This window comes from Flavobacterium salmonis (assembly GCF_903819435.1).
In the GTDB taxonomy this organism is placed as follows: Bacteria; Bacteroidota; Bacteroidia; order Flavobacteriales; family Flavobacteriaceae; genus Flavobacterium; species Flavobacterium chungangense.
Genome location: NZ_CAIJDP010000083.1, coordinates 90,227 through 115,321 on the forward strand (window position 1 = coordinate 90,227; position 25,095 = coordinate 115,321).

A 25,095-nucleotide genomic window follows, 5' to 3' on the forward strand; every position below is an offset into this window, starting at 1 on the left:
TTGGGTTATTATAATGTTACAGCATATTCCTTAATCCATTTAACTTCATCATTTTCTAAAACAACAATCATTTTATCGCCATCTTTCACTTCTCCGGAAATTATTTTCTTGGCCAGTGGTCTTCGTAAATGACTTCTGATGATGCTTTTTATGGGTCTTGCACCATATTTTGCATTATATCCGTTTTCGGCAAGATAAAGTTTAGTTTCCATCGGGATTTCAACTTCGATTTTCATATTTTTGAGTAAATCTGAAAACTCTTTTTTAAGATGGATTTCAAATATTTTTAAAGCATTTTCTTTGCTGATAGGTGCAAAAGGTACAATTTCTGTCAATCGGCCTAAAAATTCAGGTCTGAAATAATTAGCCATGATTTCCATTAGTGAAGATGAACCCGGAATTTGACCATTATTGAACGTTTCTACAATATGATCTGACCCAATATTTGAGGTAAAAAGAATAATAGCATTAGAGAAATCACCTTCTTTTCCAAGTCGGTCATGTAATTTTCCTTCGTCCATAATTTGAAGGAATACATCATAAACAGAGGCATGTGCTTTTTCAATTTCATCAAATAATACAATAGAATACGGTTTTTGTCTTATTTTATTCACCAGCAATCCGCCTTCTTCATAGCCTACATATCCCGGAGGAGCTCCGTAAAGCAATGCTGCCGAATGTTCTTCTTTAAATTCAGACATATCAAAACGAATAATGGCATTTTCATCCTGAAAAAGAAACTCCGCCAGACTTTTGGCTAACTCTGTTTTTCCTGTTCCTGTTGGTCCTAAAAAAAAGAAGGATGCAATAGGTTGTCCCGCTTTGCTTAATCCGGATCTTGATTCTAAAATTGATCCTGCTACTGTTGCAATACAATGATCCTGCCCAATTACTCTGCGGTTTAAAACATCTTCAATATTATTTAGTTTTTGTTTTTCTTCTTCATTTAATTTCCCTGCAGGAATACCTGTTTTTTGAGCAATTATAAGAGATAAATCAAAAGCCTCAATATGAATACGTTTGTCCAGTGCTCTTTCTTCAAGAGTATGGATAAGGTTTTCAATATGTTTAATGATAGCTTCAGAAGTTTCAAAAATTTGTGGCTCATTTTCATCAGCTGCAATCATTAAAAATGTCGTTTTACTGATTAAATCAGAAAGGAACCAATGGCATTCTTTTAATAATTGATCTTCAGGCAAATCATTATCATTTTGTTTTAAAATCGATAATTTATCCAAAAGAGACTGCTTTTCCTTTAAATAAGTTTCTCCCGATGTCTTTAAAACTGACATGGTATGATCAATAAGATTAATAGCAGATTCCGGTAGGCTTTTCTCTTTTAAATACCTTCTTGATAATCGTATTGATTCTGTAATGGTTTCATTATCAATTTGTATTTTATGATGCTCCTGATACGGTTTTATCGATTCCCGAATCATTCGGAACAACGTTTCATCATTCGACTCTTCTAATTTTACAATTTCAAACATTCCGGAAAGTCCCTGTTCTTTTTCGATTCTTTTGGAATATTCGTCGATTGTAGAAGTAGCAATGATGTTTAATCCTTTTGCTAATTCCCCTTTCAATACGTTGGATACACCTGAATCTCCTCCGTTTTTATCTAATAGTGTATGAATTTCTTCGATAATTAATATTGCTTTAGGAAATTGTTTTAATTCCTGAATACAATTTTTTAAGCGGTCTTCGATTTCGCCTTTGTAGGATGCACCGGCTATAAGAGTAGATAAATCCAGTTCAAAAAGCTGTACTTTATTTAAACCCTCAGGAACCTGATTCGCAATTACATTTTGAACAAGCGTATCGATCAATATTGATTTACCGATTCCTCTGTCGCCAATTAATAATACATTGGGTTTAGAAAATCGGCAAAGAATTTCCTTCATCGTATTTAACTCTGTTTCGCGGCCAATCGCCAGAATTCTTTTTTTCTTTTTTTCAGAATTTTTATGGATGCAATATTTACTTAAAAAACCTTTTTTTACTTCTTGATGAGGAATGTTAACGTTAGGCTCAGCGATTGCAAGATTTTCTAATAATTCGTTTCGTGAAATAGGATACGTCTTCATTTGGTCGAAGTTAAAACCTACTCCTGGAGAGCTCAAAGCGACTAATATGGCATAAAGACTAATTTCGTCTTCATTTAAAATTATACGAACCGATTCTGCTTCTTTTATAATTTCATCAATCAGATCACCTGGCTCCGCATCTGAAATATTTGTAGTTTTTGGCTCATCCTCCATGCGGACTTCCGACCATTCATCAAGATAGTAAACATCCTTGCCCATAGCCTCAAGACGTTTTAATAGAGATAAATCCCTGTTAAGGATGGCTTTTAGCAAATGTGATGCAGAGTAAAACTTATTGGAATTGTTTTTGGCAATTTTTTTAGCAATTTCAAGTGCACTGAGTAATTCTGTACTGAAAATATTTTTTTCTTCCATCCTTATTTAATCTTTAGACCAGATCAGGTATTTTTTTACTTTATAACTAATGTTTAATCCCTTAATACAATTGTTTTGTTTGTCTTTGTTAAGACGGATTGATTCGATCCTTATTTTCTTTCCTTTAATGGCAGCGCATAGTTGAGAGAAAGTCAATAAATCACTGTCATTTTTTACAATTGGGATATCTAAATCATCACATAAATACTCAGAAAAATCATCTTTTACCTTGCTTCCTTCAGCTACTTTGTTAAGCAAAATTTCAAATTGGTCTTCAGAAATTTTGGGTGCTTTTTTTATTGGTATAATGCTGTCTTTTTGTGTTTTAGTTTTAGGAGCTACAGGAACATATTGTAACATATCTTCAAGAGGATCTTTTTTTGCGGCGCCTCTTGGCAGTGAAAAGGCTTCTGCTTTCTTTTCGTACTCATAAGAAGTTATATCAAGAGGATTTGTTTTTTTTATTACTTTGGGATGTACATAAATAATTTTCTTAGCTACTAAGCCAAAGTTTCCGTTTACGACAAGTGTAACTGTTTTTTCACCGGGTGTTGAAAATGTATAAACCGGATTAGCAGATGTGTCATCAATCCCTTTGTTCTCTCCAAAAGCCCATTCCCAGGTTTTAGCATCTTCAGAAACAGAATTAAAATAAGTAGGCTGACCAACTGTAATTATTTTTGAGGTAATTATTTTAGGAGTTCCTATTTTATCAATTTGATATTTGTCTGTAAGTACGATCTCTTTGTTATGGATGCATTCTCCGTTTATCGTCAGGGTTATTAAATATTTTCCGGGATTTTTATAAACGTGAAAGGTATGTTTTCTTAAATCCGGTTCTGAACCGTCTCCAAAATCCCATTTCCATGATTTTGCATTTGGCGTCTTATCAAAAAACTCTATAGATTCTTCGGTTCTTGAGTTTTCTGTTAAAACATAAAATCGTACATCTTCGCAATCAACATGATTAAAAAGTTGAATTAAAAAAGCAATAATTCCAATTAATAGTAGGATTACAAAGAAAAATATAACCCTGATATCGATATTTTTTTTATTCATGTTTTTCTAAAGGCTAATATTAAGTAAGATATTTTCTATAAACACGCTGGCAAAAATAGTTTTTATTATTTTATAATTGTAAAAATAATTAGTATAATTTTTATAAATTTCATAACAATTCTTACAGAATAATTTCTTACGTTTGCGACCTCAATGTTTGTGAAGTATAATTTCATGAATAAAAAACATAATAACTGATAATACCACTACAGTCAGTTTTTAATCCAAAAGATTAATAGGTTTAAGATGATTTCATCATTGCCATAAATAAAAATGGCAAAACAATAAGTATTTTTTTATGAATAAAACAATTGTATTAGTACTCATAATGCTGTTAGGCATAGGCTGTGGTAGTAAGAAATATATTTCTCAGGTTCCTTTTAAATATGATTATTCTTTGGAAGCATTGAAAAAGCAGGCTAAAATGGAAGAATCAGGTTTGAGCAATAAAACAGTTGTAAATGATAATTCAGAAAATTTGAGCGATGCTGTTTTGGCTTTAAAAGAAAAATATTCGATAGTGCTGGGAGTAGTACCAAACAAGATTACAAATTACAAATTATATTCATACCTGGATCCCTGGGTCAATACGCCTTATAAAGAAAAAAGCTTTTCGGATAAAGGGATTGACTGCTCTTATTTTGTTCAGTCATTGTATAGTGAAGTTTATAAAGTTACACTACCTAAGGATCCTGCCGGAATGTGGAAATCAAAATCGATACAGATTTTTACGGGAAGAAATTTTTTGGCAGAAGGAGATCTGATTTTTTTCAGATACGATAAGGATCATCCTATTTCTGATGTTGGGATATACCTGCATAACGACAGAATTCTGGCCTGTACCAACAAAGGATTGGCCATTTATAATTTTAATGACGAATATTTTCAGTTACGCTACATAGGAGCAGGAAGAATCAATGAGGACACAAAGAAAAAATAATATGAGTCTTGAAGATCTTGTTCAGGAAATAGCGAATATTTCAGACGACATAAGAGCCGAGGTAATTGCTAATGAGCTTCTGGAGAATACCTCTGTTGCTCAGGATGAAATTATGATTTCTAATCAGGGGCAGTTTTCACGGGCTTTCAGAAGTGATATTTTAGGAGCAGGTATTAAGGATGATAATTACGATAAACGTGAATATCTTAATATACTCTTGTCGAGAGACAGTATTTATGATACCCTGCCTGAAGGATATATGCACAGTTTAAAAGAGAACAATGCTGATAAATCTGTTCAGCAGATGATCAGAGAGCATAAACACCAGAAAAAACAGGAAGCAGAAGCGCGTAATTTTTTTAGCCCTTTTGAGAATGAAATTTTTCATTACAAAACTAAAATAGAAGGTGTTGAAAGAGATTTTTTATACAAACTCAATTCAGGTAAGTCGTTAGAGTTTTTCTATGATTTTTGGGGTCTGCCTCATATTTATCCGGCAGTGTTAGTCTCAAAATTCATTCGGCTTTTGCCTTATGCATACAAAATTGTTGGAAATATTGATTTGGCATGTAAGTGTTTATCAACTATTATAGATGAAAAAGTAAGTTTTGAAACGACAACATCAAAAGAACTTAGTGAAGAAAAAGAGCAGATTGTATTAGGCGAAAACAGATTAGGAGTCGATTTTATCAGCGGAAAAAATTATACGGATTATTCTATGAATGTAACCATAGAAATAGGGCCAATAGTTAATCAGCCTTTTCATAATTATATTAACGAAGGAGATATAAAAAAGTTTATAGATTGTTTTTGCGAACATTTTTTTCCGATGGAAGTAGAGGTAAAAATAATTTTATTGATAAATAACGAAATAGAAAAGTTTAATTTTAATAATGAGCCTGTGTTGGGCTATACAACACGACTTTAGAAATGGTAAAAAAGCATTTAGGAGCACTTATTGACGTTAGGCTCATTGTATTTTTGGTTGTAATTATAGCCGTAAGTGTTTTACTTACAATGGTTTTTAGTGATAAAGTAAAAGAATTTGCAGTAAAATATAAAAAGAAATTTTATATCTATATTTTCTCAGCTGTACTTATTTATGCGCTGGTTGGGTTTTTAGGCTACAACAAATTATTTACTGAAATATCTGATGAGTTTCTTTTCTACCAGATCGCTTCCTTACTATTCGGAACGCTGCATGTTTACCTGTACCGCATTTATTTTAATGAATTCAATCAAAAGCTGGTTGCTAATGAATTGCTGTTTGCATGTTTGATAATGCTTTATTCAAGTGTATTGTTCATCATTATTTATACAGCATTAAGTGGTATTGGACTTACTTTTTTAATGTGCTCACACTTTTTGGTTTTTATAGTCCCTACCGGAGTTTATGCAGTGTTCAATTATATGCTGCAGATACCTCCAAAAGAATACGTTACATGGAAAATTCCGGAAAGAGAAGACCCTTTTCCGGTTATAGAGAATGTAGAAATGAAAGACCTTTTACTGATTACTTTATTGATTCAAAAAGATGCTGATAGTGAAACTTACACTTCCCTTAGATCAAAAGGACCGGTAAGAATTGATTTTGGTGCTTTGTTTTACCATACCGTTACGGGTTACAATAAACACAATGCCGAGAGTAAGATACAATTAAAATATAAAGGAGAAAATTGCAACTGGGTATTTTTCCTTCAGCCAAAATGGTATCAGGCAGCCAGATATGTAGATGCAAAATATACATTAGGAATGAATGGTATTACAGAGAACTCGGTTATAATCTGTAAAAGGCAAAAAGAAAAAAAGGTTGAAATAAGCAAAAAAGATAAAACAGAAGATCCGGAATTTGTATATGGTGCAAATGCAGGAATGAATTGATAAAATTTAGATGTATCTGAACAAATGTATTATATAGAAGAGGCAGAAGTTTCATTTCACGGTAGCCACCGTACTTATAAAGTTAAAAAAGGAGATACGCTACAGAGTGTTTCCCTTGAACTTGGTGTTCCTGCCAGTGAACTCAGACGCTATCATAATATATATTGTGAGATTCCAGATCTAATCGAAGCAGATTTTAAAAGACATTTAGAGTTTTTGATTTTGGCTCCGGAAAAAAGTGAAGCTTCTAAAAATGATATAATTGATGAAAAACCCAAGGAAGTCACTTTAGGTAAAAATTACAGATTACCCTTTACACCGGAACAAGTCGACCAAAGTTACAAAGTAAAATATACTTATGAAGGTGAAGCTGAGATTGATGTTACAGAAATGCAGATCAATGTAAAATGGATTGCTGCTGATAAAAATAAGTATCATCTGTTTGAAATTAACAGAGCATCTGATATTTATATAAACGGTAAAATTCCGGACACCATGATGGACGGATTGGCAGCTAAAACCGCAGAAGTTTTATATCCGTTAAAAATTGTTGTGGATGAATTTGGTAAATGGATTGATATTTATAACCATGCTGAAATAGAAAACCGTTGGAGAAAAATTAAAAGTGAAATTTTAGATTATTATGAAGGTGAAGTTGTTGAAAAGTATATAGAGCATGTAGAACGTACGCTTGAGAGTTCAGAGAGATTATTAAGTTCACTTCGTTCTGATTATTTTTTGAGGGCTTTTTTTAATGGTATTCATGTAGGGTATACAGCTGATTATGAATTTGAGAAAGATTTGTCATTTCCGTTACAAAAAGAAACAGAATCTGTATTTAGAGTACAACATAAAATATCTCCTAATTTGGATGATACCGGTTATATTAGAATAGAGCAAAAAGGAAATTATACAGATTCGGGGTTTGGTTTTTTATATGGGAATGCTCATTTAAAAGTGAATTATAATGCCGTTTACTTTCTAAATTCGGATACTTATACTATAGAAAAAATGAATCTGGAATTCAATATTGATAAAGTTGAACCTGTAAGAACAACGATTGAAATTGACCTTTTGAAAATGAAAAAAGGAACAAAGTAATTGAAAATTAAGTTGAGTAATTTTTTGAAATCTAAATAAGGTAAGGTTATGAGTGTAAAACATGTAGTGGTACAGGGAGCGACCGTAAAATGTAAGTTTAGTGTAGAACCTAAGTTAGATAAACTTAAGGTAAAAACACATAGTAAACATTATGCGAATGACAAAGATGCAGCAAATAAACTCATAGCAACCGATAAAGAAATTGGGCAGACATTAGAGAAAAATACTTTTGGTAAATGTAAAATGCAGCCCAACGGAAGTGGCGATTATCTGCCATGTCAGGCAGTAATTACAAAATGGAGTGGTTTTTATGAAAAAGTTACCTTGTCTAATAAAGGAAAAATATTACTGGAAGACAGCAAAGCCACCTGTCCTATTGGAGGTGCTGATTGTATCACGGTTGACAAACACGGACAAAAAGCAGAAGTGGGTAAACAGAATGTAAAGAATGCCAAACCCGAAGTCCAAAAGCAAATAAATCCGATGGTAGATATAGAAAATCTATTTGCAAGGGAGCATACAGACGAAGGAATAATATATAGTTAAAAAGTAATTTCATTATTTTCTAAAAACATAGAAATGGCAAAAGGGGTAAAAAAAATAAAGAAGTTATCAAACAGCTCTATATCTGGTGATTATTATAAAAGTGGTGATGTAATTTGTGTAAATCCAAATCAAGAGGCTTCTTTTGTCGTTGGCGAATGGTATAATGAAACTACTGAGGAAGAAAGAAGAAATATCAACTGGCTGTGGATGGATCATAATAAGATAAAAAGTTTTAAAGAAACAAGAAAACCAGCAGGAGAACCTTATGGCCTTACCTTTCCTAAAAAACTATGTGGGAAGTATGCCTACTACTTAGAAACCAGTTTATCTGGTGAGCATGATCCAAGAAACACTGGGGTATATGTATTTGGTAAATGCGAAAAAAAAATAACTTCTGCCTCTTGGAGTAAAAAACAAAATACAGCAGATCATAGTGAAATAAATTATGGACAGGACTTATTTATTACATTAGAAACAGAGGGTTTAAATGGTGACACATTAAAATTAGAATTGTATAGTCAAAAAGAGTCTAAACTTATAGATACTATAAAAGGAAATTGCACTGATGGGATTTTCAAAGGTAAGTTCAAAACTATATCTTATAGGAAATTTCCAGGGTTGCCTGGAGTTGTAGAAAATTTTTATGTAAAAGTAATTAATATTGAAAATGAGTATATTAAAAATGCAAGTGGAAGTGACAAAATACTTTCGTTTAAAATAATAAAAAGGAACAGTATAATTACAATACCCGTATTTGAAGCACCAACTAATACAGCTCCTTTGACCGTGGCTGAAATCCCTGCAGTGGAAGTAGTGAGAACAGAAGGTATTTTTGCTGCTTATTTTGCTAAAGAAGAATTTTCGTTGGAAACTGCAGAGACTGCAGGTCAGCATACATACATATTTAAAAATCCATATTCTAGCATTAACAAAGATGTAATTGCTCCAATCATCAAAAAAAGAGTAGATGCAGAAGTAAAAGCAGATAAAAAATATGCCAAACTTGATGATATTAAAAATGCACTTACAACCGGTCCTTATGCAATTGGGGATCCTGTTTCTTTTAATTTGTGCAAGTTAGGAGCAAACTATATAAAAATAAATAATGCCCCACTAGAAGAGGAAGTATATGTTGTTGCAAAAACATTTTTATTAGATGGAAAAGAAGTATCGATTCAAATAAAAGAAAAAGATGCTGTTTTAGGTGAAACCGATGCAGATTTGACTGTCTTAGAAGCCAAAGAAAATGGAGAAGAACTTACAATACTAAAAGCAACTGTTGAAAACGGCATAGCAAAGGTAAAAGTAAAATTACGCCCAAAAGCCGATGAAGATTTAAAAGTATGGAAAGAAAAACTGCTTAAAGGAAAAAAAGAAGAAGCTTATACCTATACATTTAAAAGTGAAGAAACAACTATTACTGATGACAACAAAAAGCAATTTGCAGCAATAATACTAAAAAATGCAAAAGAAGGAAAACAAGGCAATACCAAGATAGCAGCCGGAAAAACAGCTTTTGTCGACGATATAGAAAAAGCATTACAAAATGGAACTTACGGCAGAGGTGCCACAATTAGTTTTGATACCTACAAAACACAAGCAGAAAGCCTTTGGTTAAAAGTAGAATGCCAGGGTGAGACTGTAAAACATGAAGGAGAATTTTTGAAGAGAGATGGGGAGTATTTTGTGATTGGGAATGGGAAATGCCCTAGATGTGAAGAGGAAATTACTTTAAAACAAATTGAGGATCTTTTTGGTGTCCATTCTCGTTCTAAAGCATTCAGGGAAGACGTTGTGAAGTATTTAAACCAATTTATCAAACAACGTAAAAATACAGATAAACCAATACATCTAAATACGTGTTTACGTAAAGCACATTTCTTTGCGCAAGTGGGGGCAGAAACATCAGGAATCAATACAGATTGGATTATTGAATCCGATGTTATACCCTATACACCAACAAATATTCGAGATACATCCATATTTGGAGATAGAACTGGTATCTTAGAAAGACGTCGTCAAATTGAAACTTTTTGTGATGAAAGACCCCAAAAGAAGTTATTAAACTTTTTATATGCTAGTGAAAATGGAAATGGAAATGGAAATGGAAATGAAGCCAGTGGTGATGGTTATAAGTATCGAGGGCGAGGATTAAAACAATTAACAGGTAAGGACAATTATATTACCGCATCAACAACATTTAAGGATATATTTCCAGATGAATATGTTGATTTAGAAATAAATCCTGATAAAGTAAAAGAGGCAAAATATGCTGTTTTATCGGCTATAGCTTATTGGGAAAAACATGAGATTTGGAAAACAGTAGACAACCTAAAAGAATCTACTGATGCCAATATTAAGAAAATTAGAAGAATGGTAAACGGAGGCTTAGCGGGTTGGCCAAAAGCTAAAAGCTTCTATGAAAAAGGAATACAAGTATTCAAAGTAAATAATTGTAGTCCTGTTAAAAGTTCATCTGGGGAATGGCGTAATCCAGTTGATAATCCTCAGATTACAATTTATACTCAAGGCGGGCTAAAACGACCTTGGAGATCTGCTTTTGGTAATGTTAGAACTGATTTGAGAGCAAGAGATGGAGTTAGTCCAAGACCTCACCATGGCTTGGATTTATTCGCTGAAATAGGGACTTCTGTTTATGCTTGTTTACCTGGAAAAGTAGTTAGCTTAACACCAGGAACTGGCTATGGCAGAGGATTTGTGCTTAAAGTTGACTCAGCTTATTTAGAATCATTTAAAACTCAAAGGAGAGATTATGATCCTTACTATATTAAATCTCAAAGGAGTTATAATTCAAATGAATATAGTATAGCCGGCTATGGTGATTTCACAGAATATGTTGGTATTACCGATAGCGAAGAGGTGTATTTTATGTATGCCCACCTAAGTGAGGTTATTGCTGCATTAAATGAAGAGATAACAATTGATAACTATAAAACAAAAATTTTGGGAAAAACTGGTGATACTGGAGCATCAGGAACAAAAGGACCTCATTTACATTTTGAAATTAGGAGTAAATTAAACCCTTCAGGATATCCAGAACGTTATAATCCTGCATTTTATGTAAATTATAAAAATGAAGAGCAATTAACAAATACTGAAAAGGACAAACAAGATCAAACAGCAAATAATTAATTATTACGATTGTTATTAACAACAAATTTGCGTAACCAATCACCCATAAATAAAAAAGAAAGCAAAACATAAATGTTATAAATAAATTTCTTACATATGAAAAATCTATTATGTATAGTTTTATTGATGCTTAATACTAGTTTAGTATCATGTCAAAAAATAGAAACAAAAAATGAAAAGGAGAGTTTAAAGAAAGTCTCGGATAATTCACCAAAAAATAGTGAAAAAGAAAAAATATTTAAACAAAAAAAAATAACCTGTTTAGGAGAAAAAAACTCATGTACTTCGTGTTCTAATATTGAAGAAGATATTTCCATTTTATTTAATAACGATTCATTTTTATTTGGTATAAATAATAGAAAGTATTTTTATTCATTAGAAGGTTTATTATCTGAGTTTGGGCATCAAGTTTATTTATTTAATAATGCTGACGAAAATATTATTGTTATAGAAGAATTTTATGAGGAAGTAGATTTACATCGTTTTTTTTATATTACAAATAATGAAATTTATTTTATAGGAGAAAAAACATATGGTAATGAAGATAGAATTCATTATATTAATTTTGAAAAAAAAGATAATATAATTAATGTAAAATTTCCTAATACAACTACTAATAAATCAAATACCTTAAAATTTAATTTGGCGTTTAAGAAAAAATTAGATGATAATTTAATTGAAAAAACCTACACTTCTGAGTTAAAAGGCTATTGGCAGACAGGTTGCGGAAATAAATTTACAGAGTTAAGTGTTGATAATAGTGATGGGTATTTATCTCTAAATAGTGTTAATGCCATTTACATTAATCTTAAAGTAGAGAAATCAAGTAAAGAAAAGGAATATATTTTAAAATATGCAGGAATTGGTTCACAACAAAATTACTATGAAGATGAGCTAAAAATTAAAGAAGGAGAAATTTCAGAAGATAAAATCATTGGGAGTATGGTTATACAAAAAGATGGTAAAGCATTGTTAAATTGGATTGGCTTATATAATAAGAAAAAGAAAAAACTGGAATTTGTCGGGAAAGATTTTTCATTAATAAGAGAGAGTGGAGGTAAAAATCCAGTATTATTAGAAAAATGCGATTAAACATTACCATACAATCGTTGAGATAAAATAAAACCAGATAGCGCGGATTTGTAATCCGTGCCCACAAAGTAAATTGACAAAGAAAAAGTGAAAATGAAAGGAATGATAAAAAACAGATTGACCTAGATAATTGGAATAGGCACGGATTGAAAATCTGCGATATCAGGTTAGATAAGAACTAAATATAAAGTTCCTTGAAATATTGAAAAAAAGCCTTAGCTAACATTAGGTGTTATGCTTTTTGTTAGCTGAGGGATTTATAAATATAAATTATGAAGAAAGTTATAAATATTATTTCGATTGTTACTATCATATTTTTTAATTCCTGTAAAGGACAAGAGAAAGAACAAGTCAATATAATTACAAATAATCAAGCCCAAACTACAGTAACGAAAAGCGGAGTGTATTATTATACACCTAATCTTAAAGCAATAGATTCTCTTAAAAAAGCTATGGGAGAAAAGAATTTTTATATTACAGCAGACGATAACAATGCCTACTTTTCAGAAATATCCCAAAAATTAGATAACAATCTTATAAAATTAAAATCGAGAAATATTTATTTTGAAAATGAAAATTTTAATCTAAGTATAGACGCTTTAAAAAATAATTGGGGAATTGTAAAGTACATCAAAGGAAATAAGCCAGTAATATTTTCTTTTGTAGACTATAATTTACTTTTAAATGATAAAAATTCAGATAGTAATACACAGGAAAATAATAATTTAATACGAATTGAAAATACTTCATTATTTGTAAATCAAAAAGAGTTTAAAGATTTAATAATAAATGAAATGTCATTGACTACAAGTTTAGAAATAGTAAATGATGTAAGTTTTTTTTTAACATATGAGTATAATGCATCTTCTACAAAAATGAAACAAATTTATAGTTTTGTATGTAAGAACAATACTATTTATTTGATATCTAAAGAAATTCTAAAATATAGTAAAGAAGGTTCTTTTTCTAATAAAGTATATTTAAAAAACTATAAACTAACTAATCAATTATATAGTGATTTGGAAGATATAGGAAGTTCTTTAAATGACTCATTTTTAAAAAATAAATCCTCTGCTTTTACAAATTTATATAACAATACTTATGAAAAAATTGGTGCTGTAGATTTTACAATAACACATGATGATAAATTTATAAAGGCTCCAATCAATGAGGAGAAATATATAAAAAACATTAAAATAATTGATACAGATAAATTAAATGATGTTGCTTATTACTTAGAGCAATCAGGAGCTTATAAAGAATTTATATTTTTTTTAAATAAAATTATAAATGATAATCCTCAAAGGGTTGTAGCATGGTTAAATTTAGCAGATGCTCAATGGGGAAATAATAAAAAAAAGGATGCTAAATTATCCTATCAGAGATATATTCATTTAATGGAAATCCTAAATAAGGACATAAAAAAAATACCTCAAAGAGCTTATGAAAGAATTAAATAGATACAATCATATATGTTAGCTTTACTTGATATCACTGATTTTAAATCAGTTACCGCAAAGTAAATTGATAAAGAAAAAGTGAAAATGAAAGCAACGATAAAAAACAGAGTGACCTATATAATTTGGAATAGGCACGGATTTAAAATCTGCGATATCAGGTTAGATAAGAACTAAATATAAAGTTCCTTGAAATATTGAAAAAAGCCTTAGCTAACATAGGTGTTATGCTTTTTGTTAGCTGAGGGAATTTTATAAAATGAAAATTTAATATTCCAAGGAGGAATGGAAAAATTATAAAGGTTAAGCTTTAGTGACGGAGCAAAAATTATAATAACTTAAAACGATGTATAAATATTTGATATTTTTATTTTTAATCCTGACTTCATGTAAATTAGAATCTCAAGAAAGTCTTGTTTCAATTACTGAATTAAAAACTGCTTATTTAAAAAAGGATGATCTTTTATTTATTAAAAAGTTCCCTAAAAATTATAAACAATTTGTTAGTTATTTTGGTTGGAATGAAAGCCTGGGTAAACCTAATCCATTGTATAATGAAAGTGAAAAATATATTAATTTATTCTTTTTAATAGTTACAAAGAAAGAAAACAAAGAATCACTAAAACTTATTGTTGATATTGGGATAAATGGGAACTATCAAGCCGATGCGGTTAGTTATTTTAGAAGAAAAACGGAAGAGCTATTTATCCAAACTCCTAATTTAGCATGCAACTTGCTTAAAAACAGGAACATTCAAGAAGTGGATAGTTTTTGGCATTATTATTTCGACTCCCCTCAACCAACTAAAGTTATTCCAAAATATTTTAGCAATTTAACTAATGAATGTAGTTCAATATATAAATCTATAGATAAACAAATCAAACTAATTCAAAATGAAAATGTTATTTCAGAAGTTACCAGTATTAGTCAAACTAACAAGTTAAAAAAAATAACAGACTTTATACCAAAAGATTATTTTGTTTTAGACAGCTTGTCTGGATATATAAATAAAGACAATTTCCAGGATAAAATAATAATATTAGCAAGCGAAAAAGAATACAAGAACAACAGCCCAAGAACACTAATTATTCTGATAAATGACGGTATCGGAGGATATGTTTTAAAAATCAAAAATCAAAATGTTATACCATGTTTAAGATGTAGTGGGAGGACTGGAGGAGAAGACTCTTATAATGATTTATTATTCAATAAAAATTTATTTTCTTTTACTCAGTTAAGAATAAATGATTCCGAATTAATTGAAAATAAATATACTTTTCAAATTATTGAAGGAGAAGTTATACTTGATAATGTTATCATAAGTAAATCGGGTCTATACAATGATAAAGTTCCAAAAGAAAGGAAAACAATCAATAATTTAAAGGTAAATATTAGTGATTTTAATTATAATGATTTTAAAAATAATTTTACAATTAGGTTAAAAATCGCTGATCCCGACGGATATACTAATTTAAGAAAAGAAAAGAATTCAACTTCTTTTATTTTGGAAAAAGTAAAAACAGGTGAATTTGTTGAAGTTGTTAAACAATCAGGAGACTGGTATTTAGTAAAAACAAAATCGGGTAAAGAAGGATATATTTTTAAAACAAAAACAGTGTCGGAATAAACCCCGAATAGCATGGATTTGCAATCCGTTCTCACGAGTTACAGATCCATTGTAATTAATGGAAGAAAGGAAAAACATCTCTTCAAATTTAGAAGATATCAAATAAAAAAAAGAATAAGGCTTTTTGAATATGATTAGGATAATTTGCGAATAAATTATTTTTTTTAAGGTTAAACTTGTTTAATTAAAATAATTAACCCAAAAAATCTTTAAATGATACGATTAACATATATAATAACATAAGTAATTTTAATAAAAAAGTATAAATGAAATTTAAATTAGTAATCCCTTTTTTAGCTCTGGCTTTTAGTAATAATGTAGGCGCACAAGATATATCTGTACAAGTATTGTCAGCAGTCGAAAAAGATAAAGTGATTAGTAATGCAGAAGTAATGATTCAGAGAAATGGTGAATCATCAACAAAGAGTTTGACAAACAATCAGGGCAGAACCACAATTAATAGTGGATTTCCGGATGATTCAAACACATTGTTAATTATCAAAAAAGACAACTATTCGAGTTTGGTGGTAAAATGCCCTTGCAATGATATGACGTATGCGCTGAGTCCGTACATGAAAAACTTAGACGGAATGAGAATAGTGTTGAACTGGGGTAAAAATCCGTACGATTTAGATTCGCATTTAACTTTTCCGGGGAATCACATCTATTTTCAGCATCAAAAGGGATCTTCCTCAAATCTGGATGTAGACGATACAGATAGTTACGGTCCGGAAACGATAACAATTGAAAACAAAAGGTTTGGAGAGACCTATCATTATTTTGTTCACGATTTCAGCAATAAGGATAATCTCAGCTCAAATAAATTGTCAGCCAGTGGTGCAAAAGTCTTTGTATATGTAGGACAGTCGTTAGTAAAGACCTATTACATTCCTAAAAATAAGACAGGGAATGTTTGGAATTTATTCAAAATAAATGAAAATGGAGAAATTGTCGATATCAACAATGTTATTTCTAAAACTACCCAGGATATAGGAATCAATTACGCTGATAATGACAGAGAGGAAGAAGTATACGTTTCAAATGAAGATAAGAAAAGAGCATTGCAGTTAAACAGAAAAGGGGATCAGGCCTATCAAAATAAAGATGTTGATGCAGCTTTGGAATTTTATAAGCAAGCGATAGAATACTATCCAACATTTGGTCAGGCATACGGAAATTTAGGTCTTATGTATATCAAAAAAGGGTATAAGGCAGAAGCGATTTACGCAAACAGAAAAGCAATAACGTATGCATCGGGCAATTCAATAAACACTACAAAAGCCAGTGCTTATTACAATATTGCTAAAATTTTTGAAAACGCAAATGATTTTGAAGAAGCCTTAAACTACTACAAACTCGCCAAAGAATTAAAAGAAAATACAGTTTATGATAATGCGATTATCAGAGTTAAAAATAAAATAGCACAATAAAGCTTTGTTTAAAAAAAACACATAAAAGATATGATAGAAAAATTAAATCATTTTCCCGTAAACTGGATTGACGGGATGAAAATAAACAAAAGCCATTTCTTATCCATGCAGGACAATGTTTCTGAATTGGTAAATGATGCAATAGGAATTCATACCACACCTATGAGTTATGGGTTACTCGATTCCGGAAATCAAAATAAGGAGGCTACAAAAATCACACTCGGAATTGACAATCACAAATTACTACGTGTTCGTGTAGAAGAATGTCATGCCATTACTCCAAACGGTTCAAGAATTGAAATCAGCAGGAGCAGTACAGACACATTAGATCTTCAGGTTCCATATCCGGAGGATACTTATGAAATCAAAGAAGGAGAACAATTGGTATTGCTGGCTTGTATCTCGGTTAATTCTAAAAAAAGAATTCCGTTTGGAGAGCCCGATCCTGAGGAAGTTCCGCCAAGATATCCATACACGCAACCCGAATATAAACTTCACCTGATTAAAGCAGAGGAGTTTCGTTCCGGAATAGGTTACGGAGGTTTTTATCTGGCTATAGGTAAAGTTTTAATAGGCGATACGACAATCCTTGACGAAAATTATATTCCGCCATCAGTAACTGTTGCCTGCCATCCAAAACTGGTTGATATGCATGCGCAGATTGCACGTATGTTTGGACAGATAGAAATTTACTCGGTTCAGATTTCTCAAAAAATTAACCGTATTCAGCAATCTGGAATTTTGCCTCAGACTGTAATTCAGTTAACAGATACAACCAGTTATTATTTAGGAAGTTGTCTTACGCAGTTTCGTTGGTTCTCGCTGCATCAGCATCCTGCTGCAATGCTGACTACCGTTGTATCATTTGCAAGAGTCATCAAAAATTTTATTGATTCAAAATCGGGAGCGGGTAAAGAGGAACTGCTAAATTATTTTGCCGAATGGTGCGATATGTCGCAAGGAGAGTTAGAAATGCTTTTTACATCCCTTATTAACTCCGGATACGATCATGTACATATTGATAAAACGACAACGCTGGTCATGAACTTCCTGATTAAAATTGAGAAGTTGTACGAAACCTTGAATAAACTGGATTACATAGGTAAGAAGAAAGAAAATATCGAATTATTTGTTGCTGAAACAGATCAGAAAGATATTGTTCATACTTCTAAACGACACAGTTTCTTCATTAAAGATTAAAAAATAATTACGAATAATAAATATGGAAGTATTAAATAAACAAGAACGTCAAAAAGCATTTATAGCTTTTTTAATAGCCTTTATCCTCACTTTTTCAGTGATGTTAATTGCAGTATCATTTAATTTTTATATGCCAAAAGCAGAAAATAAATTGCTTAAGGCAGAAAACGAAATGATGAAAAGGGAATACGATTATCAAACCAATTTTTCGGTAAAAATTGACAGTATCAGAATGACTATTGATTCGATCAATTCACCAAAAGTAGATAATGATTTTCAGCAGCGTCTGGCGAATGTTATGATTGCCAATATGTATCAGAAAATTCCAAAAGACACTACAGACAATAAAAAGCTGTATAACAATATTATTCTCGCATACAAGAATATTATCGACTATAAAAAACAGATTAGAAGCCTTACACACAACTCACACCTTATAGACAGTTTGAACCAATCGGCAAAAACGTATAAAGAAGAGTTGGAAAAAGTAAGCAGGGATTTGGACGTCTGCCGTCAGATTTATCAAAATCAATAATTAGAATTTAGAGTAAAAAGAATTAATAGAATAATCACTAAAATTAAAAATTATGTTATCAAATTATGGAATTGGAGGTAATGAAGTAAAATTAGATGCTGATGAAGCAATCATTGCTATCCCTCAAAACAGAACACTTGTTGCGCAGAAATTAACAGTTGATGCGCCTATTAAACCAGAATTGGTTGAAGGAATTACAAGTATCGAAAAAGCATTTGAACACTTTAAGCCAGAAGTAAAAGTAAACTTTGAAACTGCTGAAGGTGCAACAAAAGTAGAAGCTTTAAATTTTAAAAACCTGGGAGATTTTGGAATAAAAGGAATTACATCACAAAGCAATTTCCTGTCTGAACTGGAAACAGAAAAAGATCAGTATCAAAAAATCATCCGTCAGTTAAAATCAAACAAAATCCTGAAAGCGGCTTTAGAAGACGGAGAAGCAAAAAAAGCTTTATTAGAAAGTCTTGGAACACTTATCAATGAACTAAAACAAAATAAATAAAATTTTAAAAATACGAAGAGATGTCAAATAAAGAAGCATATAAAAATAACGACAGCGATACCGCAGTATTAGAGCCTAGAGTAATTGCCGGAGCAGGTTCAATTGAAAAAAATGTTGAAAAACTGGCTAAATACGGTGGTTTTGATTTATTGGAAATGTCAATTGAAGGAATTCAGAATCTTAATCCGGAGAGAAAAGCAAGAAGAAAAATTTTCCTTGGAGAAGTAAATAAAGCAAAAGAAAGAGAAACACTTTTAAAGACTTTAGAATTATGGTCTTCAGTTTTAAGCAGCAACGATGCTTTGACTGATATGGTGGCACAAAGTGAAGACAAAAGCAAAGAGTCTGAAGCATTGTTGAAAAAGAACCTGGCGAAAGCAGTTGAGGATACAAGAGAAATCGAGGCAGCTTACAGAACAGTTGCATTGTTCTTCAAAAACACAGAAACTGATAAAGTAAAAAATGTAACGATTGTAAATGCTGATTTAGAGCAATTAAAAGATCTTGACAATACACGTTTTATCGATGCAATTCACTCTGAACTCGTAGATAATTACGATCGTTTAGACCTTAAAAACAACTACGGTATTTTGGTAATTCCTGGTTATTTAGGTTCAAACAAAGTAATCGAAAAATGGGCAAAAATTGCACATGAAAATAAAGTAATGCTGGTTACAGATTTCGAGCACCTTGATGAACCGGATGATGTAATGGAAATGTTTGATGCAGCTTCTTTAACAGGTGGAGATGTGTACCGTTCTAACGTAATTATGACTTGTAACTGGTTAGTAGGACGTGGCAGATTTGACCAGATTGGAGAAAATGAAGATTTACACATAGCACCTTCTGCAGCACTTGCAGGAAAAATTTATAAAACGTTGATGTCTCAGGTTACAGCCGGTAAAAAATTCGGTGGAATCAACGAAGTTGACGGAGTAAAATTTGACCTTAAGAAAAGTGAAATCGCAAACCTTGAAAACTTAGGATTGGTTCCTATGGTAAACGAGTACGGAAAAGTAATGGCTTTCTCTGCCAAAACATTATTCAGCGGTGATAATTTAGGATTGCAGACCTACTCAGTTGTTCGTGTTTTTGATTACGTTACCAAAGTATTAATGGATTTCCTTAATCGTCGTGCTTTCGAAAACTTTACAGCAAAAACGCGTAAAGAAATCATGAATCAGATTGTGGCTTTCCTTGACGGAATCACAGGTCCTGACAAATTGATTGAAAATTTTGAAATCCGCAGATTCGAGCAGGATCCAATTCAAAAAGACAGAATTTATATGGATATCCATATGAAACCTTATTTCCCTGCAAAAAACTTCCTTATCAAAATGGATGGACACAAAGGAGATGACGGAACTGAATGGGATACAGATTACGAACAAAAATAATAGTAATAGCTCTATAAAAAGGAAACATATTTTTATGTTTCCTTTTTAAACAAAACATTGATCTTTTGAATGGTCAAACCAAATAATTCAAATTTATGAACCTACTTAAAATTTTCCTTGCAATCATTGTATTGTTAACAGCTTCAAATTCGGTTAAAGCTCAAAAAATGCCTGTATTAAGTGAAATAAACTGCCCTGTTTCGCAAAATGACTTATTGCTTTCGGGGAAACTTTTTGCAAGTGCACCTCCAATTTTGTTAAGAGTTTTTAATGAAGATTCTGAATACGCAGTATTGCAGCTTGGGAAAAGAAAAAGTAGATTGTATCTATACTTCAAAATATTCACAGATAATGTTTGTGTAAAGCAGGAACAGCCATTAGAACTTTATTTCAAAAATGGAGACATGTATGTTTTAAAGAATTCGTTTGCAGTAAACTGTGACGGTACAGCTGTTATGGAACTCACAGGTGCAGATATAAAAAAGCTTAATGCTAATACGATTAATTCGATAAAATTTTACACTCTTAAAAGAGATTATGAGTTTAGTCCTAGTGCTGCCGATAATCAGAATTTCAAACACTATCTCAATTGTTTGAAAGTGTATAAGATTAGAAAAAAGTAGCGTTAGTTTAAAATTTCAAATAGTTTATGGACAAACTCTTTTTTCAAATAAAATTTAAATTCATCACATAAATAGCTAAAATATGCCATTTCCAGAATTAAATCTTTCATTAGGACTTACAGATAACAAAGGTTCTGTTTTTTATGCAGGCAGCGGAGAAGGCGATGTAGTTGTCAGAACAGATTCGGCTTTAAAGAAGCATACGATAAGTATCATAATTTCAGAGCAGGAAGTGGGAACAGTAAATCTCAAAACATTTTTTGAAAGCTCTGAAATTCCTGTAGAAATTGAAGTTCCAACGTATCAAATGATTGTAACTGATGATAAAACCAATGAAAAAGAAATATATAAAGTTACACGTGATACATTTTTCTATAAAGAGAAAACCACAAAAAAAGGAATTTGGAGTTTTTTTGGACTGAAATTTTTAGCTCCAAAGAATTTTCTTTTTGAAAATATCCCTTTTGAACCTTTAAAAGAAGAAATAGAAGTGTTTGATATTTCAAAATACAGAAAATTAAATGACGAAGAACTCTGTTATACTTTTCAAAAAGAAAATCAAAACATTCAGCTTTTTGCCGGCGATATCAATACACTGAAAATTGAAAAAGGAACAAGCTATTTTATTATTGTTGACGAAAATAAAGGCAAACGTTTTATTGGTGATATTTTGTATCGTGAGAAATTTCTGAAACTTACTCCAAAAGTAGCACTCAGTATTATTAAGAGGAAAAAAGTTTCTAAAGCTATAGAAACAGGATATAACGGAAAAACGGACAGGGTAATTTATATTTAAATTGAGAAGAATATGAAAGGAGCTTTTTATAAACTGCCGATAGATTTTAATGCTATCATTCAGAAAAAAGAATTAGAAAAAACATCTATTGAACATTCTATTGCCCAACAAATAATTTTGCTGGCCACGACGACATTTGGAGAATGTAAATTTGATGAAACTTTTGGATCTAAAATATGGGAAATCGATTTTGATTTGCTGATGAATGAAAATACATTGAAAGAAATAATCTCCAAGACCATGAAACAATCCCTGCTGTTTCACGAAGTCAGAATAAAACTTAATGATCTCAGGGTAGAATTGTCAGAAGAAACTTTTTATGTAGATGATATGAGCAGAGCCAAAAAACGGGTCGATATCATCATCGATGCAACAATTAAAAGTACCAACAGAAATTTTGATTTTAGAGGATATTTCTTTGTTGGACCCTTATCTTATAAATAAAAATACAAAGTAAATAAAATTGTATTAAAATATTTTTAATTGTAAGAATTATTTTTATATTTGCTACATGAATAAATAAATTAATAATTAAAAAATTTTATTATGTCGTTTTTAACATCGTTGTCAGTAGCCGGAAAGGATTACAAAGTATTAAATGTGAGTTATGATTTAGCTCAGGAAACAGATGCTTCAGGGCGTCCATCTACGGTAACACGTGGAGGAAGAATTATGCTTGAAGTAGAATCTACAGGAAGTACTGAATTGTTTGAGTGGATGACCAATAATTTCGAAAGAAAAGATGGTTCTGTAAAATTCATCAAGCGTGATTCTAATGCTACTTTAAAAGAGCTAAAGTTTACAGAGGCTTACATGGTTAAGTACAAAGAAAACTTTGATCATAACAGTGCCACTCCTTTAACGGAGACTTTTATGATCTCAGCACGCAAAATTTCGATGGGCGGAGGAGAATTTGATAATGCATGGGTTTAATCCTTTGGACTTTATCAAACTTTTTTAAGCTTGAAACTATTAAAGGAAGTCCTGCTATGGGACTTCCTTTTTTGTTTAATAAGCACTAAATCTATTTTCATATCTTTTAATAACCTAACAAAATCTAAACATGAGTTTTTTATCTAAATTAAATATAGACGGAGAAGAATATAATGTACTTGAATTCAATGTAAGCTTCAAACAGGAAATTGACAATACGAGCAAACCTACCGGAAATGCCAAAGGCGGAATTATAAAAATGATTATTGAAGCTACTCAAAACAGCAATTTTCTATCCTGGATGTTAAACGGAGATTTAACAAAAGATGGTAAAATCATTTTTTACAGAAGAGATGCTATGAGTAAAATGAAAGAGCTTACGTTTACTAAAGCATTTTGTATTGGTTATGACGAACAATTTACGAGTACTACCGAAGTACCTATGAAAATTACTATAGAATTAGTGGCTAAAGAATTGACTTTTGGCGATGCTAAATTTTCTAACAACTGGATTGCCTTAAGCTAATTGTAAAGAACCAATAAATAGTAGTATTATGGGACATTTTTCAGAACAGGTACATATCAGCATAGGGAGCTTTACCCAAAATGTTGTTTATCATAATTTAGAACTGTCACAAAAGATGGCAGATCACCATCATTTTTCTTTTGTATGGCAATATACAGGCAAGGCGATCATAAATCCCGCAGATCAGGCAAAGGCATTGCGAACGTATCTTGGAGATGAAGTTATCTTTACCTTTAAAAGCCTCACCGGAATCCGGTTGATGAGCAAAGGAATCATAACAGAATTATCTTCTATAGATCTTCATGGCAGCGCCGAAGGATTACATGTCAAAGGTATCAGCCATACTATCGTTCTTGATGACATGAAAAAATCAAGAACCTACCAGCAAAGAGGTATGGATAATATCGTATTGGATATTTTAGCAGAAGGGCCGGGAGAATTCTATGAAAGAGATGCTATAAAATCTACCTATCTTCAGGAATTCAAATACATGGCCCAGTATAATGAAACCAATTTTGATTTCTTAAAACGATTGGCAAAACGTTACGGCCAATGGTTCTATTTTGACGGAATGCGAATGCAGTTCGGACAAACCAAAACCAGTAAAATAAAACTCATCAACGGATCTTCGCTGCATGGTTTTAAAATCCAGACCAATATGGCTTCTCATAAAATTTCTTTGGGAGGGTATGATTATAATGGAGCCACAAATATTCGTAACTCCTCAGCAAGAACATCCTCAGGAAGCAAAGACAGCTTCGCAGCTGTTGTGGGGCATAACCAGGGAACCGTTACCCAAAACGATTTGAATAATGGAGCTTATACCACGAATGCCCAAAACAGTGAAGAAATCGAAGAAATGGTCAAACTGCAAACAGCAGGAAGTGACGCCAATAGTGTGTATTACAGTGGAACCTCTTATTTTCCATTAGGTCTTGGACAGGTTTTCAGTATCGTAAACCAGACTGTAGAACACGAACTTATTGTGACAGAGGTAACACACATCTCTCAGGTCCACGGAAATTACTCCTGTAATTTCAAGGCCATTCCGGCAGATGTTGCCGCACCACATTTTACAGAGGTAAATGTATTTGCGAAAGCCGAAACACAGCCAGCCAAAGTAAAAGACAATAATGATCCGGAAGGATTAGGACGTGTAAAAGTACAGTTCAACTGGGCAGGCGGAAACAATTCAAGCGAGTGGCTACGAATGATACAGCCACATTCAGGCTCAGGTAAAGGATTTTATTTTATTCCTGAAATTGGTGAAGAGGTTTTAGTAGGTTTTGAAGGGAGCAATGCACAGAATCCGTATGTTTTGGGAGCACAATACAATGGAAGCCAATCCAGCGGTTATGCGGATGGTCAAAATAATGTTAAGGCGATTCATACCCGTTCAGGAATCAAATTTATTTTGAATGACGGTGAAGGAAGTATTTTGATTGAAGACCCGAGTGGTAATACCTGGAAAATGGATGGTCAGGGAAATATTGATGTAAATGCGCCAAAGAATTTTACAGTAAAGGCAGGAGAAAATGTTAGTATTACTGCAGGTAAAAATGTTTCTGTTAGCGCAGGAGAAAATATGGATAATTCGGCAAATAATGATATAACAGTAGTTGCAGGAAACGATATTATGCAAACCGCTGCCGGAGAAATTATGGAAAACTCTGATGTAAGAAATGAAATATCATCAGATAAAACACATCGACAAACCGCTGATTTTAATACCCTTGCCGAAAAAGTAACTATTTTTAGTGAAAAAGAAAACATGACACTCCAAAGTGGTAAAACCATAGAAAAAAACAGTACCGAAAAATCTAAAATGTTTTAAT

Annotated in this window: 22 protein-coding genes; 20 read left to right on the forward strand and 2 right to left on the reverse strand. The window is 31.8% G+C overall.

What is annotated here, in order from left to right; genetic code table 11:
• Positions 1–8: 8 nt before the first annotated feature.
• Positions 9–2,462, reverse strand: a complete 2,454-nt coding sequence (locus tag FLACHUCJ7_RS19560; RefSeq protein ID WP_180910132.1) for an AAA family ATPase — start codon at positions 2,460–2,462, stop codon at positions 9–11.
• A gap of 6 nt (positions 2,463–2,468) precedes the next feature.
• Complete coding sequence (locus FLACHUCJ7_RS19565; protein WP_031457428.1) at positions 2,469–3,521, reverse strand: PKD domain-containing protein; 1,053 nt, start codon at positions 3,519–3,521, stop codon at positions 2,469–2,471.
• 298 nt (positions 3,522–3,819) lie between these two features.
• Here FLACHUCJ7_RS19565 and FLACHUCJ7_RS19570 point away from each other — a divergent pair, with 298 nt between their 5' ends.
• The 20 genes from FLACHUCJ7_RS19570 to FLACHUCJ7_RS19665 all read left to right on the forward strand — a co-directional run bounded on the left by FLACHUCJ7_RS19570 (position 3,820) and on the right by FLACHUCJ7_RS19665 (position 25,094).
• Positions 3,820–4,461, forward strand: coding sequence for a C40 family peptidase (locus FLACHUCJ7_RS19570; protein WP_031457429.1), 642 nt, complete (start codon positions 3,820–3,822; stop codon positions 4,459–4,461).
• A 1-nt stretch (position 4,462) separates the two neighbouring features.
• Entirely contained in the window at positions 4,463–5,389 is a 927-nt protein-coding gene (locus tag FLACHUCJ7_RS19575; protein ID WP_230408880.1) for a type VI secretion system baseplate subunit TssG, read from the forward strand.
• Positions 5,390–5,391: 2 nt separating this feature from the next.
• On the forward strand, positions 5,392–6,342 hold the full coding sequence (locus FLACHUCJ7_RS19580) for a TssN family type VI secretion system protein (protein ID WP_078226507.1): 951 nt from the start codon (positions 5,392–5,394) through the stop codon (positions 6,340–6,342).
• A 24-nt stretch (positions 6,343–6,366) separates the two neighbouring features.
• On the forward strand, positions 6,367–7,443 hold the full coding sequence (locus FLACHUCJ7_RS19585) for a LysM peptidoglycan-binding domain-containing protein (protein WP_180910134.1): 1,077 nt from the start codon (positions 6,367–6,369) through the stop codon (positions 7,441–7,443).
• Between the two features lie 48 nt (positions 7,444–7,491).
• The gene (locus tag FLACHUCJ7_RS19590) at positions 7,492–7,989 is read left to right on the forward strand and encodes a DUF4280 domain-containing protein (protein ID WP_180910135.1); all 498 of its coding nucleotides are present in this window, start codon (positions 7,492–7,494) and stop codon (positions 7,987–7,989) included.
• 33 nt (positions 7,990–8,022) lie between these two features.
• Positions 8,023–11,142: a M23 family metallopeptidase gene (locus tag FLACHUCJ7_RS19595; protein ID WP_180910136.1), complete on the forward strand. Its 3,120-nt coding sequence runs from the start codon at positions 8,023–8,025 to the stop codon at positions 11,140–11,142.
• A 96-nt stretch (positions 11,143–11,238) separates the two neighbouring features.
• Entirely contained in the window at positions 11,239–12,234 is a 996-nt protein-coding gene (locus FLACHUCJ7_RS19600) for a hypothetical protein (protein WP_180910137.1), read from the forward strand.
• Positions 12,235–12,506: 272 nt separating this feature from the next.
• Positions 12,507–13,694 carry a tetratricopeptide repeat protein gene (locus FLACHUCJ7_RS19605; RefSeq protein WP_180910138.1) on the forward strand — a complete coding sequence of 396 codons (1,188 nt, stop codon included), beginning with the start codon at positions 12,507–12,509 and terminating at the stop codon, positions 13,692–13,694.
• Positions 13,695–14,037: 343 nt separating this feature from the next.
• The gene (locus FLACHUCJ7_RS19610; RefSeq protein ID WP_180910139.1) at positions 14,038–15,318 is read left to right on the forward strand and encodes an SH3 domain-containing protein; all 1,281 of its coding nucleotides are present in this window, start codon (positions 14,038–14,040) and stop codon (positions 15,316–15,318) included.
• A 266-nt stretch (positions 15,319–15,584) separates the two neighbouring features.
• Positions 15,585–16,748 carry a tetratricopeptide repeat protein gene (locus FLACHUCJ7_RS19615; protein ID WP_180910140.1) on the forward strand — a complete coding sequence of 388 codons (1,164 nt, stop codon included), beginning with the start codon at positions 15,585–15,587 and terminating at the stop codon, positions 16,746–16,748.
• 30 nt (positions 16,749–16,778) lie between these two features.
• Entirely contained in the window at positions 16,779–17,948 is a 1,170-nt protein-coding gene (locus FLACHUCJ7_RS19620) for a hypothetical protein (RefSeq protein WP_031457440.1), read from the forward strand.
• A gap of 22 nt (positions 17,949–17,970) precedes the next feature.
• Positions 17,971–18,483, forward strand: a complete 513-nt coding sequence (gene tssO, locus FLACHUCJ7_RS19625; RefSeq protein WP_031457441.1) for a type VI secretion system TssO — start codon at positions 17,971–17,973, stop codon at positions 18,481–18,483.
• 52 nt (positions 18,484–18,535) lie between these two features.
• Positions 18,536–18,985: a hypothetical protein gene (locus tag FLACHUCJ7_RS19630; protein ID WP_031457442.1), complete on the forward strand. Its 450-nt coding sequence runs from the start codon at positions 18,536–18,538 to the stop codon at positions 18,983–18,985.
• 20 nt (positions 18,986–19,005) lie between these two features.
• Positions 19,006–20,382, forward strand: a complete 1,377-nt coding sequence (locus FLACHUCJ7_RS19635) for a DUF5458 family protein (RefSeq protein ID WP_031457443.1) — start codon at positions 19,006–19,008, stop codon at positions 20,380–20,382.
• A 95-nt stretch (positions 20,383–20,477) separates the two neighbouring features.
• Positions 20,478–21,005, forward strand: coding sequence for a hypothetical protein (locus FLACHUCJ7_RS19640; protein ID WP_031457444.1), 528 nt, complete (start codon positions 20,478–20,480; stop codon positions 21,003–21,005).
• 82 nt (positions 21,006–21,087) lie between these two features.
• Positions 21,088–21,801: a hypothetical protein gene (locus FLACHUCJ7_RS19645; protein ID WP_180910141.1), complete on the forward strand. Its 714-nt coding sequence runs from the start codon at positions 21,088–21,090 to the stop codon at positions 21,799–21,801.
• 12 nt (positions 21,802–21,813) lie between these two features.
• Positions 21,814–22,245 (forward strand): GPW/gp25 family protein, encoded by a 432-nt coding sequence (locus FLACHUCJ7_RS19650; RefSeq protein ID WP_031457446.1) that lies wholly within the window; start codon positions 21,814–21,816, stop codon positions 22,243–22,245.
• A gap of 102 nt (positions 22,246–22,347) precedes the next feature.
• The gene (gene tssD / locus FLACHUCJ7_RS19655; protein WP_031457447.1) at positions 22,348–22,734 is read left to right on the forward strand and encodes a type VI secretion system tube protein TssD; all 387 of its coding nucleotides are present in this window, start codon (positions 22,348–22,350) and stop codon (positions 22,732–22,734) included.
• Between the two features lie 130 nt (positions 22,735–22,864).
• Positions 22,865–23,260, forward strand: coding sequence for a type VI secretion system tube protein TssD (gene tssD, locus FLACHUCJ7_RS19660; protein WP_031457448.1), 396 nt, complete (start codon positions 22,865–22,867; stop codon positions 23,258–23,260).
• A gap of 28 nt (positions 23,261–23,288) precedes the next feature.
• Positions 23,289–25,094 carry a type VI secretion system Vgr family protein gene (locus FLACHUCJ7_RS19665; RefSeq protein WP_180910142.1) on the forward strand — a complete coding sequence of 602 codons (1,806 nt, stop codon included), beginning with the start codon at positions 23,289–23,291 and terminating at the stop codon, positions 25,092–25,094.
• Position 25,095 lies beyond the last annotated feature (1 nt).

What these genes read in the sequence shown, in the direction of transcription:
- FLACHUCJ7_RS19560 (WP_180910132.1), bottom strand. Translation starts at nt 2,462, where the DNA reads ATGGAAGAAAAAAATATTTTCAGTACAGAATTACTCAGTGCACTTGAA.
- FLACHUCJ7_RS19565 (WP_031457428.1), bottom strand. Translation starts at nt 3,521, where the DNA reads ATGAATAAAAAAAATATCGATATCAGGGTTATATTTTTCTTTGTAATC.
- FLACHUCJ7_RS19570 (WP_031457429.1), top strand. Translation starts at nt 3,820, where the DNA reads ATGAATAAAACAATTGTATTAGTACTCATAATGCTGTTAGGCATAGGC.
- FLACHUCJ7_RS19575 (WP_230408880.1), top strand. Translation starts at nt 4,463, where the DNA reads ATGAGTCTTGAAGATCTTGTTCAGGAAATAGCGAATATTTCAGACGAC.
- FLACHUCJ7_RS19580 (WP_078226507.1), top strand. Translation starts at nt 5,392, where the DNA reads ATGGTAAAAAAGCATTTAGGAGCACTTATTGACGTTAGGCTCATTGTA.
- FLACHUCJ7_RS19585 (WP_180910134.1), top strand. Translation starts at nt 6,367, where the DNA reads ATGTATTATATAGAAGAGGCAGAAGTTTCATTTCACGGTAGCCACCGT.
- FLACHUCJ7_RS19590 (WP_180910135.1), top strand. Translation starts at nt 7,492, where the DNA reads ATGAGTGTAAAACATGTAGTGGTACAGGGAGCGACCGTAAAATGTAAG.
- FLACHUCJ7_RS19595 (WP_180910136.1), top strand. Translation starts at nt 8,023, where the DNA reads ATGGCAAAAGGGGTAAAAAAAATAAAGAAGTTATCAAACAGCTCTATA.
- FLACHUCJ7_RS19600 (WP_180910137.1), top strand. Translation starts at nt 11,239, where the DNA reads ATGAAAAATCTATTATGTATAGTTTTATTGATGCTTAATACTAGTTTA.
- FLACHUCJ7_RS19605 (WP_180910138.1), top strand. Translation starts at nt 12,507, where the DNA reads ATGAAGAAAGTTATAAATATTATTTCGATTGTTACTATCATATTTTTT.
- FLACHUCJ7_RS19610 (WP_180910139.1), top strand. Translation starts at nt 14,038, where the DNA reads ATGTATAAATATTTGATATTTTTATTTTTAATCCTGACTTCATGTAAA.
- FLACHUCJ7_RS19615 (WP_180910140.1), top strand. Translation starts at nt 15,585, where the DNA reads ATGAAATTTAAATTAGTAATCCCTTTTTTAGCTCTGGCTTTTAGTAAT.
- FLACHUCJ7_RS19620 (WP_031457440.1), top strand. Translation starts at nt 16,779, where the DNA reads ATGATAGAAAAATTAAATCATTTTCCCGTAAACTGGATTGACGGGATG.
- tssO (WP_031457441.1), top strand. Translation starts at nt 17,971, where the DNA reads ATGGAAGTATTAAATAAACAAGAACGTCAAAAAGCATTTATAGCTTTT.
- FLACHUCJ7_RS19630 (WP_031457442.1), top strand. Translation starts at nt 18,536, where the DNA reads ATGTTATCAAATTATGGAATTGGAGGTAATGAAGTAAAATTAGATGCT.
- FLACHUCJ7_RS19635 (WP_031457443.1), top strand. Translation starts at nt 19,006, where the DNA reads ATGTCAAATAAAGAAGCATATAAAAATAACGACAGCGATACCGCAGTA.
- FLACHUCJ7_RS19640 (WP_031457444.1), top strand. Translation starts at nt 20,478, where the DNA reads ATGAACCTACTTAAAATTTTCCTTGCAATCATTGTATTGTTAACAGCT.
- FLACHUCJ7_RS19645 (WP_180910141.1), top strand. Translation starts at nt 21,088, where the DNA reads ATGCCATTTCCAGAATTAAATCTTTCATTAGGACTTACAGATAACAAA.
- FLACHUCJ7_RS19650 (WP_031457446.1), top strand. Translation starts at nt 21,814, where the DNA reads ATGAAAGGAGCTTTTTATAAACTGCCGATAGATTTTAATGCTATCATT.
- tssD (WP_031457447.1), top strand. Translation starts at nt 22,348, where the DNA reads ATGTCGTTTTTAACATCGTTGTCAGTAGCCGGAAAGGATTACAAAGTA.
- tssD (WP_031457448.1), top strand. Translation starts at nt 22,865, where the DNA reads ATGAGTTTTTTATCTAAATTAAATATAGACGGAGAAGAATATAATGTA.
- FLACHUCJ7_RS19665 (WP_180910142.1), top strand. Translation starts at nt 23,289, where the DNA reads ATGGGACATTTTTCAGAACAGGTACATATCAGCATAGGGAGCTTTACC.